Source organism: Bacillus cereus group sp. BceL062 (assembly GCF_051780025.1).
In the GTDB taxonomy this organism is placed as follows: domain Bacteria; phylum Bacillota; class Bacilli; order Bacillales; family Bacillaceae_G; genus Bacillus_A; species Bacillus_A toyonensis.
Window position 1 is genome coordinate 338,103 of sequence record NZ_JBPWGY010000002.1, and the last position, 14,238, is coordinate 352,340.

The following is a 14,238-nucleotide window of genomic DNA, read 5'->3' on the forward strand; positions in this document are numbered from 1 at the left end:
ATGGAATAAATGAAAAACGAAAGAATCGATAAATTACAAGAGAACTGGGAATTAGATACGAGATGGAAAGGAATAACACGTCCGTATTCAGCTGAAGATGTAATTCGTTTGCGTGGTTCGATTGATATTGAACATACAATAGCACGCCGCGGTGCTGAGAAGCTTTGGACATCGCTTCATACGGAAGATTATATTAACGCACTTGGTGCATTAACAGGAAACCAAGCGATGCAACAAGTGAAAGCGGGATTGAAAGCAATTTACTTAAGTGGTTGGCAAGTAGCGGCTGATGCAAACCTTTCTGGACATATGTATCCAGACCAAAGCTTATATCCAGCGAACAGCGTACCAGCTGTAGTAAAACGAATTAACCAAACACTTCAACGTGCGGATCAAATTCAGCATATGGAAGGAAGCGATGATACAGATTATCTCGTACCGATTGTAGCAGATGCAGAGGCTGGATTTGGCGGACAATTAAACGTATTCGAGCTTATGAAAGGTATGATTGAAGCGGGTGCATCAGGTGTACACTTTGAAGATCAATTATCTTCAGAGAAAAAATGCGGACATTTAGGTGGAAAAGTATTACTGCCGACACAAACAGCGGTACGTAATTTAATTTCCGCACGCCTTGCTGCGGACGTAATGGGAGTACCGACAATTATCGTTGCAAGAACAGATGCAGATGCAGCCGATTTAATTACGAGTGATATCGATCCGGTTGATAAAGCGTTTATTACAGGAGAAAGAACACCAGAAGGATTTTATCGTACGAAAGCAGGACTGGATCAAGCAATTGCACGTGGTTTAGCGTATGCACCGTATGCAGACCTCGTTTGGTGTGAAACGTCTGAACCAAATTTAGAAGATGCAAAACGATTTGCAGACGCAATCCATAAAAAATATCCAGGGAAATTACTCGCTTATAACTGTTCACCGTCATTTAACTGGAAACAAAAATTAGATGAAAAAACGATTGCGAGCTTCCAAAAAGAAATCGCATCTTACGGTTACAAGTTCCAGTTCGTAACACTTGCTGGATTCCACTCATTAAACTACGGCATGTTTGAATTAGCGCGTGGCTATAAAGACCGTGGTATGGCAGCATATTCTGAATTACAACAAGCGGAATTCGCAGCAGAGAAACACGGTTACTCTGCAACTCGTCATCAACGCGAAGTAGGAACAGGTTATTTTGATGAAGTAGCACAAGTCATTACAGGCGGTACTTCATCAACGACAGCGTTAAAAGGTTCTACAGAAGAAGCTCAGTTTACGAAATAAAAGGAAGGTGATCACAATTAAGTGATCACCTTTTTTATTACTCTTTATATAAACGGATAACATCTTCTCCCGTTAAATATATTACGGTTACTTTTTTATTATCCTTCTCATAAACTTTCATTCCACCCTCTGCAAAAGTTTTATCCCATCCCTTTAATTTTATATGTATTTGATACCATATAGATAAACCTGATTCAAAACAATCGCCTTTATATACATACTCACCTATCTCCTCAGTAGTATGAATTAATTTAGCTTCATAAGGTATAGGGAATCCTTTAATTTCAGAATCAATAGTCTTATTAAAAACTAGAAGGTATGTTAACGTAATAATAGTAGCCAATAACAAAAATAAAATCTTTTTCATGTATGTAAATCCCCCATGGCAAACGGCCTTGTAATTTTATCCCGCTATTTGCGGCAGTAAGACTCCCGCCTCAAAAGTTGGCTGGAGCAAAGAAGTTACGTGGGAGATGCACAAAATCCCACTGATTAAAGTTTCCCTTTAACTAGTTGCATTATAATATAATATTTTTATAATGTGATTTTAATTATTATAAAATTTTTGTGAAACGAAAAAATGGGCTGAATTCTCTTACATAACTATAGAAAGCTAAAATTTCGTTAGGGGGTATCTCGAGATTTTAGCTTGATAGTTCCGGTAGGAAAAGAAACGATATGAACGATTATTCGGATATATGTAACATAACTTAAAATATATTTACTAACAAAAATAGAAATAATATTAGATCCACTCTTTCCCATGCTTACGAATAAACGTCATATCTTTTTCATAATGATCTAGATGTCCTTCATCAATCATTCTTTGGAAATTTCCGTCTCCTTCTTGTGCTTTTCTTTTCACATATGTACATAACCCTTCTAAACGTAGTAACACCATTTCGAAGTAATTTTCGTCCATATCTTTATCGTAGGACTGAGCAAACAACTTTACTCTTTCTTTAATACGACCTGCATGTTGCGATGAGTCGTAATGAATTGCCTCACCTGATTCCGTATAAAACACTCGACTTAAAGGTACACAAGTATAAAGCGTATAAGCGATATCCCACATTCTTGGACCAGGAGCAGCGACGTCAAAATCAATAATACCGACTGGCTTTTCATTATTGAAAATAATGTTATATATAGCAAAATCATTGTGGCATAAAACCTCAATGTTATGTGGGGTATGATCCATCGGTTTCCAATCAGCTAATAACGGAAAGTCACTTACAGCATCATGGTACAGACGGAGCATCTTTGCGATTTCTTTCAGCACATCATTAGACCACATGAATTCTTTTAAAGGATAATTGCCTGCGTCGCCTTCTATAAATGATAAAATCTCTCTATCTTTTTCATCTATGCCCAAAAACTTTGGGGCATAATGAAATCCTTTGTTTTCTAGATGACGTAATAGCTTATGAATTTTTGTACTGTCTGGCTTTAATTCCCGCCGAACAGTATTTTCAGAACGATATACGTTTGAGACGTTTCCCCCTGTTAGCTTTTCTTCTTGTTCGTAGTTTGACATGTGAAAATTCCCCCTATAATTAAAAAATCCAATTCCAAATAGTGAATATACCGACAATAGCAGAGAAAAGAAGGAAAGCAAGGAATACTAGACACCCAAGAGAGAGTAACTTATCTTCCCATGTTTCTTTATATTCATATACTAATTCCTCTGCTACTTTTTTTTGTACTGGAGATAAAGGCTGCTCTTTATACAATTTCTTTATCTTGCTAGAATCGCCCTTGAATTTTAAAGCACGCGCAATATGATAAGGATCATTTCCCATTGATTTTTCAAATAATAAACATGATTCATGCATAATATCTGTTTTATGCTCCTCTAGATACCAATAACGTCCAGCCATTTCTGGATATTGTAATTTATAATAAATGTCTCCGAGTTGTTTTCGAAGATGTAATTCATTTGGGTATGTAAAGATGAGACCGTGTAATCTTTCTCTTGCCTTTCCGAGATTATTATTTTCAATATCCTCTTCAATTCTTTTTAATGTTTTTTTAGGAATTTTGGTTGTCATGAATTCCTCCTTATATAGAATAGAGATAATTTTATTTTATAAGAAATACTAAAAATTAGAAATTCTATTTTCAAAAAAGATTGTACATTTTATTTTAAGTATGCTATGATGATGTCAGTTGAATAGTTAAATTAAGCAATCCATATATTATCAAGTGCCGAAAACGAACGAGAAAAAGTATGTGAGAACTAGTTTATGTTTCGTGTTTGATAATGTGTGGATTCTTTTTTTATACAGGAAGACTAAAATAATTTGTATTTTCTTAGGAGGAAATAATCATGGCAGTAACAGGACAAGTAAAATGGTTTAACAACGAAAAAGGCTTCGGTTTCATCGAAGTTCCAGGCGAAAACGATGTATTCGTACATTTCTCTGCAATCGAAACTGAAGGTTTCAAATCTTTAGAAGAAGGTCAAAAAGTTAGCTTCGAAATCGAAGAAGGCAACCGTGGACCTCAAGCTAAAAACGTAATCAAACTATAATTTTATAGTTGATGATGGAAAAAAGGATGGCTCATGCCATCCTTTTTTTGTTGTTGAGATATATGTAAATGAAGTTGTACTCGACGTTTATAGAGGCAATGAAGAAGAGTAAAAGGCTTTCCAAAAAGGAAGGCCTTTTACTCTTCTTTCCCTGCTTTTTTCTTCTCGCGTTTTTTACATTCAGGACATTTCGATTTACGAAATGGTTTAGCGAAGAATAGCAGAATGAAAAATAAACCGAATATAATACTAGCTGAGTTTTTCACGATAATGACGCTACTATTTTTCATTTGAATCGATGGTTGGATCTCTTTTTCTTCCATAAGGGCCCTCCATATATTGGATTTATATTTTAATTATAGCAAAGTTAATTGTTGTAATGATGTAAAAAGAGGAAGGGATAATAAATATTTATAGGTAGTATAAATGCTGTTTTTATGGTTATAAAACTATTTAATTTATATATTGTGATTTTATTGTTTGACAAATGTTTGATAAATGATAAAAAATTGTAAAAAAGCGGAACCTGTTACCTATTTCCTTTTCATAGGTGCTAAAATTATATATGCAGCTGCTAATATAAATAGAAAATGAAAAAAGGAGATAATAGGATATGGAAAGTAAAGTAGAACGCTATGTCGAAAATTATGTTGTAACTAAAAATACAATGGCCTTACTTCCTGTTATTCTAAGTGAAAAGAAAATTGTTACGCGAGTTGTTGAAATGGAAGATTCTTTTTTCGTATTTCAAAAGCCTCTAGATATTATAGAGAGAAGTTGTCGTAAGCATGGATCTAGTTTTTTGGGCAGAAAAGAAGGAACGAAAGAGTTAACACACATTACACATAAAGCACCGATTGCAATCAGTCCGACAGATCAACTTTATTTTTTCCCTACTTATTCTTATTCTAGAAAAGAGTGCGCGTGGCTGTCGCATTTTTATATCGAAAGTAATCGAGAATTAAAAGATGGAAATCTTATGATTCGATTTATAAATGGCCTTGCTGTGAAATTAGAAATATCAAAAAGTAGTTTTGAAAATCAACAAAATCGTACAGCGAAACTGCGTACAGAATATGAAGATCGAAAGAAGAAACAAGGAAATCCTTGTTTTAAAGAAATTGATAAAAGAGATGAATCAACATTAAGACCAGCTTATGAGAAAGTGTATTTTGTTAGGGAAGAAGATGTGTGAGAGGAAAAGGATGAGGAGACTCATCCTTTTTTTATTTCATTATATATACAGTTTACGCTGTAAGATTCATAAATAAACCGAGTGAGATGTACAAATATATTGTTCTTTAATGGAACAATATAATGGTAATTTCCTTATATATATTTAATGTAGTGTGAATATATATCATTTTATATTTGTGGCATACATGATACTTCTTTCTATATAGGTAGAAATACCCTTACGTGCAGTAAGGGTATTTTTTTGAAAAAGACGAATTATTCCTTTCTGTAGTTTCTGCTTTTTCATCAAACGTAACCGTTAAGTTACAATTTGTGTATAGTGTCTAAATTATCTTCATATCCTGTCGAATATTGAAAGATTATCATAGCTAAATAATGAAGGAATTCTAATGAAGGACATGGAAACTTAATAATTACATCTCCATATGTCGTATCTACCATTTCCTCTTTCAGAAAAGCAATGATACAGTAGAGGTAGTAATTAGAGTAAAGGGGTAAAGTGTAGAATGGATTTTCAGTCAATCAAAGAGTATTTTTCACCAGAAAATATGGATCATATTGTTGAAAGTTATAAGGCGTTCGGACCGCTTCTTGGCATCGGTTTGCCGATGATAGAGGCGCTTATTCCAGCATTACCACTTATTGTGTTTGTGCTAGCGAATGCTGTTGCATTTGGATTTTGGCTGGGTTTCCTTTATTCATGGCTTGGATCAGTAATCGGTGCTATGCTTGTTTTTTTCATTATCCGCCATTTTGGACGAAGCCGTTTCTTTTCTTTTGTAAATAAGCATGAGAAAGTGCGCAAGGCAATGGGGTGGATTGAAAGGAAAGGATTCGCGCCAGTGTTTGTTATATTTTGTTTTCCGTTTACACCGTCTGCGCTTATAAACGTTGTAGCTGGTTTATCTCGCATTAGCGTAAAACAGTTCGGACTTGCGCTCGCATTCGGAAAGCTTGTGATGATTTTTATTTTAACGTACATCGGTCATGATTTAATGTCGTTTATTCATAAGCCGGTGAAATCAGTTATTGTAGCGATTGTTATTTTTATTTTATGGTATGTCGGTAAAAGAATTGAAGTAAAGTTAGAACTACATTAAGAATAGTCTTCTTTGTCCCACTATTCGAGGGCAGTGAAACTCCCTCCAAAAAATTCGACTGAAGCAGAGAAGTTAGGTGGGGATCAAACTGCCCGATCGGTGCGGGATGAACAAAACCCCCACCGATTAAGTTTCACTTTATAAATGCAAGATTCATTATTAAAGGGTAAGGGGAGAAGCGGATGAAGAAAACTTTGAAAAAAGAAGGCCTAGAGTGGATACGAACAATTTTAATTGGTGTACTATTAGCTGTATTTTTTCGAACGTTTTTCTTTTCAACGTACGTTGTAGAGGGGAAGTCAATGATGCCGACATTGCAAGATGGCAATATGCTCGTTGTAAATAAGGTGAGTTATCAAGTGGGGGACTTGAACAGGTTCGATGTCGTCGTTTTTCATGCGAATAAAAAAGAAGACTATGTAAAGCGAATTATCGGTTTACCTGGAGACCATATTGAATATAAGCATGATAAGTTGTATATAAACGGTCAATTTATTGATGAGCCTTATTTAGAGAAGTACAAGAAAGAGATAAATGGAAGGCAACTAACAGGTGATTTTACATTAGAAGAGTTAACGAAAGAAAAGGTGGTGCCAGCTGGTCATATTTTTGTAATAGGCGATAACCGCCTTGGGAGCTGGGATAGTAGACACTTCGGCTTTGTGAAGGCTGATACAGTTGTCGGTAAAGTCGATTTACGATATTGGCCAATTCAAGAGGTGCAAACGAATTTTTCAAAAGGTTGATATAATGAAGTAGAAGTATAGAAAAGACAAACAACTCCGTTTGTCTTTTTTCGTGTACTATAATACAATTATAGTAGCAAACTAACGTTCGTTGTGTAAGTGAAAGGTGGGGTTACATGTCACTTCGATTGGTGATTGGTAGAGCGGGAAGTGGAAAGAGTACACTTTGTTTACGAGAAGTGCAAGAAGAGTTAAAACAGCGCCCGAGAGGCAAAACAATATTATATCTTGTGCCAGAACAGATGACATTCCAGACGCAGCAGGCGTTAATTGAAAGTGAGGATGTAAGAGGTTCTATTCGGGCACAAGTTTTTAGTTTTTCACGATTAGCTTGGAAGGTGTTGCAAGAAGTTGGCGGAGTGAGTCGTCTTCATATTGATGAAGCGGGTGTGCATATGTTACTTCGTAAAATTGTAGAATCTCGTAAAGATGGATTATCGGTGTTCCAAAAAGCAGCGGAGCAAAACGGTTTCTTTGAGCATCTTGGCAGTATGATTGCGGAGTTTAAACGTTACAATGTGACGCCATCTAACGTATATGAAATGTGGCAACAATTAGATGCGCATAGTAGCAGTGCTGAGCAAAAGTTATTAGCGAATAAAGTATATGATTTACAGCTATTATATGATGATTTTGAACGTGCTTTAATCGGGAAATATTTAGATTCAGAAGACTATTTACAATTGCTAGTGGAAAAGCTTCCGCAGTCTGAGTATATAAATGGTGCTGAAATTTATATAGATGGGTTTCATTCATTTTCTCCGCAAGAACTTGAAATTGTAAGACAGCTCATGATTTGTGGAGCGAGAGTCACAATTACGTTAACGATAGATGAAAAAACATTAGCGCAGCCAGTGAATGAACTGGATTTATTTTATGAAACGACGTTAACATATGAAAAAATAAAACAAGTAGCGCGTGAAGAGAAAATAGAAATTGAAAAAACAATTCCACTTATGGAACAACCGCGTTTTCATTCTCCGGCATTAGCTCATTTAGGAACGCATTATGAAGCGCGTCCGAATGAAAAGTATTATGATGAAGCAAGTGTAACAATTAGTACAGCGGCGAATTTACGAGCTGAAGTAGAAGGGGTTGCTCGTGAAATTCGTAGACTTGTCGCGGATGAAACGTATCGTTATCGAGATATTGCAGTACTTCTTCGTAACGGGGAAAGTTATTACGATGTGATGCGAACGTTATTTACAGATTATAATATTCCACACTTCATCGATGAAAAACGCCCGATGTCACATCATCCATTAGTAGAGTGTATTCGTTCTGCCTTAGAAATTATTAGCGGAAATTGGCGTTATGACGCGGTGTTTCGCTGCGTGAAAACAGAGCTTTTATATCCATTAGACGTAAGGAAAGAAATGATGCGTGAAGAGATGGATGAGTTCGAAAACTACTGTTTAGCGTACGGTGTACAAGGGAAGAGATGGACTTCTGAGGATCCGTGGATGTATCGCCGTTACCGTTCACTTGACGATACAAACGGAATGATAACAGATATTGAACGTGAAATGGAAGAGAAAATAAACAGGCTGCGTGATGTTGTAAGAACGCCAGTTATTCGCATGCAAAAAAGGTTAAAGCGTGCGGGAACAGTGATGCAAATGTGCGAAGCGGTTTACTTATTTTTAGAAGAACTTGACGTTCCAAAGAAGTTAGAAGAATTACGTATACGTGCAGAAGAGAGCGGAGATTTCTTATTTGCAACAGACCATGAACAAGTATGGGAAGAAGTAATGAGCCTTCTTGATACGTTTGTAGAAATGCTTGGTGAGGAGAAGATGTCACTATCAATGTTCACGGACGTTATGTCGACAGGACTTGAGGCACTTCAATTCGCTAACATTCCGCCATCATTAGATCAAGTATTAGTTGCCAATATTGATCACTCCAGGTTATCAGATGTGAAAGCAACGTTTATTATCGGCGTAAATGAAGGAGTTATTCCAGCAGCACCGATGGATGAAGGGATGCTTTCTGATGAGGAAAGAGAAGTTCTTGGTGCGGCAGGAATTGAACTCGCGCCAACGACGAGACAAACTTTATTAGAAGAGCAGTTCGTTATGTATCAGATGGTAACGAGAGCGTCTGAGAAATTATATATTTCATGCCCACTTGCAGATGAAGAAGGAAAGACATTACTTGCATCTAGCTTTATTAAGAAAATAAAAAGAATGTTCCCTAATGTGAAAGACTCGTTTATTACGAATGACGTAAACGACTTATCGCGTTCGGAACAAATTTCATACGTAGCAACGCCAAAAGTGACGTTATCTTATGTCATGCAGCAACTACAAACGTGGAAGCGATACGGATTTGAAGGGAATCTAGATTTTTGGTGGGACGTCTATAACTTCTACGTCACTTCGGATGAATGGAAACAAAAAAGTAGTCGCGTGTTATCGAGTTTATTCTATCGAAATCGTGCGCAGAAACTAAGTACGGTAGTAAGTAGAGATTTATACGGAGATAAAATAAAAGGAAGCGTTTCTCGTATGGAACTCTTCAACCGTTGTGCGTACGCTCATTTCGCGCAGCACGGTTTATCGTTAAGAGAGCGTGATATTTTTAAACTAGATGCACCAGATATCGGTGAACTATTCCATGCAGCACTGAAGAGAATTGCAGACAGGCTATTACGCGAAAACCGCACTTGGGCGGATTTATCAATAAAAGAGTGTGAGCATCTTTCTGTTTTAGTAATAGAAGAAATCGCACCGTTATTACAAAGACAAATTTTATTAAGCTCAAATCGTCATTTCTATTTAAAACAAAAACTACAACAAATCATTTTCCGTACGTCAATCATTCTTCGTGAACACGCGAAGTCGAGCGGTTTCGTACCAGTTGATTTAGAGGTGCCATTCGGTATGGGCGGTACGGGATCGCTTCCGCCGATGGAATTCTCATTACCAAATGGTGTGAAGATGGAAGTTATCGGCCGTATTGACCGTGTGGATAAGGCTGAAGATGAAAACGGAACATTCCTTCGTATTATTGATTATAAATCAAGTTCAAAAGCGTTAGACTTAACGGAAGTGTATTACGGATTGGCACTTCAAATGTTAACGTATTTAGATGTCGTTACTACAAATGCACAAACGTGGATGAAAAAAGGCCACGCAGCATCACCTGCTGGTGTACTGTACTTTCATATTCATAACCCGATTGTTGAAATGAAAGGTGACGCATCTGAAGCTGAAATTGAAAAAGAAATTTTAAAGAAATTTAAAATGAAAGGCCTCGTACTAGGAGATGCTGACGTTGTTCGTTTAATGGATAACAAACTTTCAACAGGAAGTTCAGATATTATTTCTGCTGGTCTGAAAAAAGACGGTAGTTTTAGTGCGCGTTCTAGCATTGCAAGTGAGCAAGAGTTTAACGTACTGCAAAAATATGTACACCATACGTTTGAAAATATCGGAAAAGACATTACAGAAGGTGTTATTGATATTGCTCCTTACAAAAAGGGGAATAAAGCGGCATGTACGTTCTGTAACTTCAAATCTGTCTGTCAGTTTGATGAATCACTTGAAGATAATCAATTCCGTACGTTAAAAGATATGAAAGATAGTGAAGCGATGGAGAAAATTAGAGAGGAGGTTGACGGAGAATGATAGAAAATTGGCCTAAAAAACCAGAAGGTAGTCAATGGACAGATGACCAGTGGAAAGCCGTTGTAGCGAATGGACGTGACATTTTAGTCGCAGCAGCAGCTGGATCGGGAAAAACAGCAGTATTAGTTGAACGTATGATTAAAAAGATTATTAACGAGGAAAATCCAGTCGATGTCGACCGCCTGCTCGTTGTAACATTTACGAATGCAGCGGCGCAAGAGATGAAAAATCGAATTGGAGAAGCGTTAGAAAAAGTACTAATTGATGAGCCAGGATCTCAGCATGTAAGAAAACAGCTGAGCCTATTAAATAAAGCATCTATTTCAACAATCCATTCATTTTGTTTACAAGTAATTAGAGGGTATTACTACATGCTTGATGTTGATCCTCGTTTTCGTATTGCAAATCAAACAGAAAATGAGTTGTTAAAAGAAGAAGTGCTAGATGACATATTAGAAGAAGAGTATGGAATCGAAGATAATAGTATTTTCTTTGAATTAGTTGATCGCTATACGAGTGACCGTAGTGATGATGACTTACAAAGAATGATTTTAGCGCTTCATACAGAATCAAGAGCGCATCCAAATCCGGAAAAATGGCTCGATAAATTAGTAGAAGCATACGACGTGGAAGGAAAGACAATTGAAGATTTAGTGTATGCTTCTTACTTATTAGAAGATGTGAGATTCCAGCTTGAAACAGCGGAACAACATATTCGTAAAGCAACCGAACTCGCAATGCTTCCTGACGGCCCGGCGCCTCGCGTTGAAACCCTGCAAGCGGATGCAGCTTTACTTGGAATGTTATTATCAGCAGCTCGTGAATCGTGGACAAGCGTGTATGAAGCGATGCAAAACGTATCGTGGCAAACGTTAAAGCGCATTAAGAAAAGTGATTATAATGAAGATATTGTAAAACAAGTCGACTCTCTTCGTAATAAAGCGAAAGATGAAGTGAAGAAATTACAAGAAGAGCTATTTAGCCGCAGACCAGAAAGCTTCTTACGAGATTTTCAAGATATGCATCCTGTATTAGAAAAACTCGTACAGCTCGTAAAAGTATTTACAGAGCGTTTCCAAGCGATGAAGCGAGATAAAGGAATGGTCGATTTCACAGATTTAGAGCATTTCTGTTTACAAATTTTAAGCGAGCAAAGTGAAGACGGTGAAATGAAGCCGTCCGCAGTAGCGCTTCAATATCGTAATAAATTTGCTGAAGTATTAGTCGATGAATATCAAGATACGAACTTCGTACAGGAATCGATTATTAAATTTGTAACGAAAGATTCTGAGAGTGAAGGGAACTTGTTCATGGTTGGTGACGTAAAACAGTCAATCTACCGTTTCCGACTAGCAGAACCAGGCTTATTCTTAGGAAAGTATAAACGCTTCACGCAAGAAGGATCGGGCGGCGGAATGAAGATTGATTTAGCGAAAAACTTCCGTAGTCGTCATGAAGTACTAGCAGGTACGAACTTTATTTTTAAACAAATTATGGGCGAAGAAGTTGGAGAGATTGACTACGACGCTGACGCTGAATTAAAACTAGGCGCTAGTTATCCAGAAGGTGAAGATGTAGCGGCTGAATTATTATGCATTCAGCAAACGGAAGAAGAAGTGCTAGAGGGTGAAGAAGGTACGGAAGTCGAAAAGGCGCAACTGGAAGCTCGTCTTATGGCGCAGCGCATTAAAGCGATGGTCGATTCAGGTTATGAAGTGTATGACCGAAAAACGGATAGTATGCGACCAGTGCAATATCGTGATTTCGTTATTTTACTTCGCTCTATGCCGTGGGCACCGCAAATCATGGAAGAGTTAAAACTACAAGGAATTCCAGTATATGCAGACCTTGCGACTGGTTACTTTGAAGCGACAGAAGTAAATATTATGATGAACGTATTCCGCGTTATTGATAATCCGATGCAAGATATTCCACTTGCAGCAGTACTTCGTTCACCGATCGTTGGATTAAATGATGAAGAACTTGCGACGCTTCGTGCTCACGGAAAGAAAGGGTCATTTTATGAAGTAATGAGCTCATTCTTAAAAGGTGCACCGCTTGAAGAAGAACAAGAACTTCATGAAAAACTAGAATGGTTTTATAACTTACTGCAAGGATGGCGTGAATTCGCGCGCCAACAATCACTTTCTGATTTAATTTGGAAAGTGTACGGTGAGACAGGGTATTATGACTTTGTCGGCGGTTTACCAGCTGGAAAGCAAAGGCAGGCAAACTTGCGTGTATTATATGACCGCGCAAGGCAATATGAAGCAACATCATTTAGAGGATTATTCCGCTTCTTACGTTTTATTGAACGTATTTTAGAACGCGGTGACGATATGGGGACGGCGAGAGCTCTTGGTGAACAAGAAGATGTTGTTCGCATTATGACGATTCATAAAAGTAAGGGACTTGAGTTCCCGGTCGTATTTGTAGCTGGACTCGGTCGTCGTTTTAATACACAAGATTTAATGAAACGTTTCTTACTGCATAAAGACTTCGGTTTCGGTTCACAGTTCATTGATCCGCGTAAACGAATTAAATATACGACATTATCGCAACTTGCAATTAAACGTAAAATGAAAATGGAATTAATTGCGGAAGAAATGCGCGTATTATACGTAGCTTTAACGCGTGCAAAAGAGAAGTTAATTTTAATCGGAACAGTTAAGGATGCAAATAAGGAAATGGAAAAATGGCTCGATGCGAGGGAACATAGTGAATGGTTATTACCAGATCACATACGTGCTGGAGCGTCTTGCTATTTAGACTGGATTGCACCTTCATTATATAGACATCGTGATAGTGAAATACTTCTTGAATTAGGACAAGGAAGTATTCCAGATGAAATTTACGGGTATGACACTAGCTGGAAAGTAGAAGTTGTGGACGGTAACACGCTACTTGCACCAGAGCCAGTTCAAGAAGAGAAACAAGAGTTGTTAGAAGCACTTCGTGAGAAAAAGGCTGTGCCATTACAAAGTGAACGAAAAGAAGAAGTGTACGATAGGTTAATGTGGAAGTACGGGTATGAGGAAGCAACCTCTCATCGTGCGAAGCAATCCGTTACAGAAATAAAGAGAAATTATCAGTCTGAAGAAGGCAGCGATAACGCCTTTATTAAAAAACTACGTGCACCAATTAAAACACGTCCGCGCTTTATGGAGAAAAAAGGATTAACGTACGCAGAGCGTGGGACGGTAGTCCATACCGTTATGCAACATGTAGATTTGAAGAAGCCGATTACGGTTGAAGTTCTTCAAGAACAAATTGCTGGAATGGTAAATAAGGAATTGTTAACATTCGAGCAGGCGGAAGAAATAGCGATTGAAAAAGTAATTTCATTCTTTGACAGTGACCTAGGTAAAAGGGTATTAGCGGCGAAAAGTGTTGAGCGTGAAGTTCCATTTACGATGATGCTATCAGCAGAAGAAGCATATCAAGATTGGCAAGGGAATAGCGGGGAATCGATTCTTGTCCAAGGGGTTATCGACTGCATGATTGAAGAAGAAGATGGTATTACGCTAATCGATTTCAAAACAGATACGATTGAAGGTAAATTCCCAGGCGGATTTGAACAAGCAAAACCAATTTTAGAAGATCGCTATAAAGTGCAGCTTTCGTTATATGCAAAAGCACTCGAGAAAAGCTTACAACATCCTGTGAAAGAGAAATGCTTATACTTCTTTGATGGGAATCATGTTGTGAAAATTGAGGAATAGACAACAGAAAGGGGCTATAAA

Annotated in this window: 11 protein-coding genes; 7 read left to right on the top strand and 4 right to left on the bottom strand. The window is 37.5% G+C overall.

The genetic code is table 11. From position 1 onward, the window contains the following. Positions 1–9: 9 nt before the first annotated feature. Entirely contained in the window at positions 10–1,287 is a 1,278-nt protein-coding gene (gene aceA, locus ACS2MN_RS06945; RefSeq protein ID WP_346994089.1) for an isocitrate lyase, read from the top strand. Positions 1,288–1,324: 37 nt separating this feature from the next. On the opposite strand, the gene ACS2MN_RS06950 is transcribed toward aceA, so the two are convergent. The 3 genes from ACS2MN_RS06950 to ACS2MN_RS06960 all read right to left on the bottom strand — a co-directional run bounded on the left by ACS2MN_RS06950 (position 1,325) and on the right by ACS2MN_RS06960 (position 3,338). Beyond that, a complete protein-coding gene (locus ACS2MN_RS06950) occupies positions 1,325–1,654 on the bottom strand; it encodes a hypothetical protein (protein ID WP_000721807.1) in 330 nt (109 codons plus the stop codon). A 378-nt stretch (positions 1,655–2,032) separates the two neighbouring features. Beyond that, complete coding sequence (locus ACS2MN_RS06955) at positions 2,033–2,824, bottom strand: phosphotransferase (RefSeq protein ID WP_088055487.1); 792 nt, start codon at positions 2,822–2,824, stop codon at positions 2,033–2,035. A gap of 19 nt (positions 2,825–2,843) precedes the next feature. Beyond that, positions 2,844–3,338, bottom strand: coding sequence for a DUF6584 family protein (locus ACS2MN_RS06960; RefSeq protein WP_000208489.1), 495 nt, complete (start codon positions 3,336–3,338; stop codon positions 2,844–2,846). A 278-nt stretch (positions 3,339–3,616) separates the two neighbouring features. Between ACS2MN_RS06960 and cspA the strand changes: the two genes are divergently transcribed. After that, a complete protein-coding gene (cspA, locus tag ACS2MN_RS06965; protein ID WP_000301522.1) occupies positions 3,617–3,820 on the top strand; it encodes an RNA chaperone/antiterminator CspA in 204 nt (67 codons plus the stop codon). A gap of 137 nt (positions 3,821–3,957) precedes the next feature. Here the strand turns inward: cspA and ACS2MN_RS06970 are convergent, their stop codons facing one another. Further along, complete coding sequence (locus tag ACS2MN_RS06970; protein ID WP_000391370.1) at positions 3,958–4,143, bottom strand: hypothetical protein; 186 nt, start codon at positions 4,141–4,143, stop codon at positions 3,958–3,960. 290 nt (positions 4,144–4,433) lie between these two features. Here ACS2MN_RS06970 and ACS2MN_RS06975 point away from each other — a divergent pair, with 290 nt between their 5' ends. From ACS2MN_RS06975 to addA, 5 genes are all read left to right on the top strand, one after another. Beyond that, on the top strand, positions 4,434–5,015 hold the full coding sequence (locus ACS2MN_RS06975; protein WP_000444438.1) for a competence protein ComK: 582 nt from the start codon (positions 4,434–4,436) through the stop codon (positions 5,013–5,015). A gap of 508 nt (positions 5,016–5,523) precedes the next feature. After that, positions 5,524–6,117: a TVP38/TMEM64 family protein gene (locus ACS2MN_RS06980; RefSeq protein ID WP_000347508.1), complete on the top strand. Its 594-nt coding sequence runs from the start codon at positions 5,524–5,526 to the stop codon at positions 6,115–6,117. Between the two features lie 182 nt (positions 6,118–6,299). After that, positions 6,300–6,863 (top strand): signal peptidase I, encoded by a 564-nt coding sequence (lepB, locus tag ACS2MN_RS06985; RefSeq protein ID WP_000751914.1) that lies wholly within the window; start codon positions 6,300–6,302, stop codon positions 6,861–6,863. Positions 6,864–6,979: 116 nt separating this feature from the next. Beyond that, entirely contained in the window at positions 6,980–10,495 is a 3,516-nt protein-coding gene (gene addB / locus ACS2MN_RS06990; protein ID WP_346994090.1) for a helicase-exonuclease AddAB subunit AddB, read from the top strand. After that, positions 10,492–14,217: a helicase-exonuclease AddAB subunit AddA gene (gene addA / locus ACS2MN_RS06995; protein ID WP_000572314.1), complete on the top strand. Its 3,726-nt coding sequence runs from the start codon at positions 10,492–10,494 to the stop codon at positions 14,215–14,217. The genes addB and addA overlap by 4 nt, the downstream gene beginning before the upstream one ends. The last annotated feature ends 21 nt before the right edge of the window (positions 14,218–14,238 follow it).

Coding starts and splice junctions, on each gene's coding strand:
- addB (WP_346994090.1), top strand. CDS start 6,980: ATGTCACTTCGATTGGTGATTGGTAGAGCGGGAAGTGGAAAGAGTACA.
- lepB (WP_000751914.1), top strand. CDS start 6,300: ATGAAGAAAACTTTGAAAAAAGAAGGCCTAGAGTGGATACGAACAATT.
- ACS2MN_RS06960 (WP_000208489.1), bottom strand. CDS start 3,338: ATGACAACCAAAATTCCTAAAAAAACATTAAAAAGAATTGAAGAGGAT.
- addA (WP_000572314.1), top strand. CDS start 10,492: ATGATAGAAAATTGGCCTAAAAAACCAGAAGGTAGTCAATGGACAGAT.
- ACS2MN_RS06955 (WP_088055487.1), bottom strand. CDS start 2,824: ATGTCAAACTACGAACAAGAAGAAAAGCTAACAGGGGGAAACGTCTCA.
- ACS2MN_RS06975 (WP_000444438.1), top strand. CDS start 4,434: ATGGAAAGTAAAGTAGAACGCTATGTCGAAAATTATGTTGTAACTAAA.
- ACS2MN_RS06950 (WP_000721807.1), bottom strand. CDS start 1,654: ATGAAAAAGATTTTATTTTTGTTATTGGCTACTATTATTACGTTAACA.
- ACS2MN_RS06980 (WP_000347508.1), top strand. CDS start 5,524: ATGGATTTTCAGTCAATCAAAGAGTATTTTTCACCAGAAAATATGGAT.
- cspA (WP_000301522.1), top strand. CDS start 3,617: ATGGCAGTAACAGGACAAGTAAAATGGTTTAACAACGAAAAAGGCTTC.
- aceA (WP_346994089.1), top strand. CDS start 10: ATGAAAAACGAAAGAATCGATAAATTACAAGAGAACTGGGAATTAGAT.
- ACS2MN_RS06970 (WP_000391370.1), bottom strand. CDS start 4,143: ATGGAAGAAAAAGAGATCCAACCATCGATTCAAATGAAAAATAGTAGC.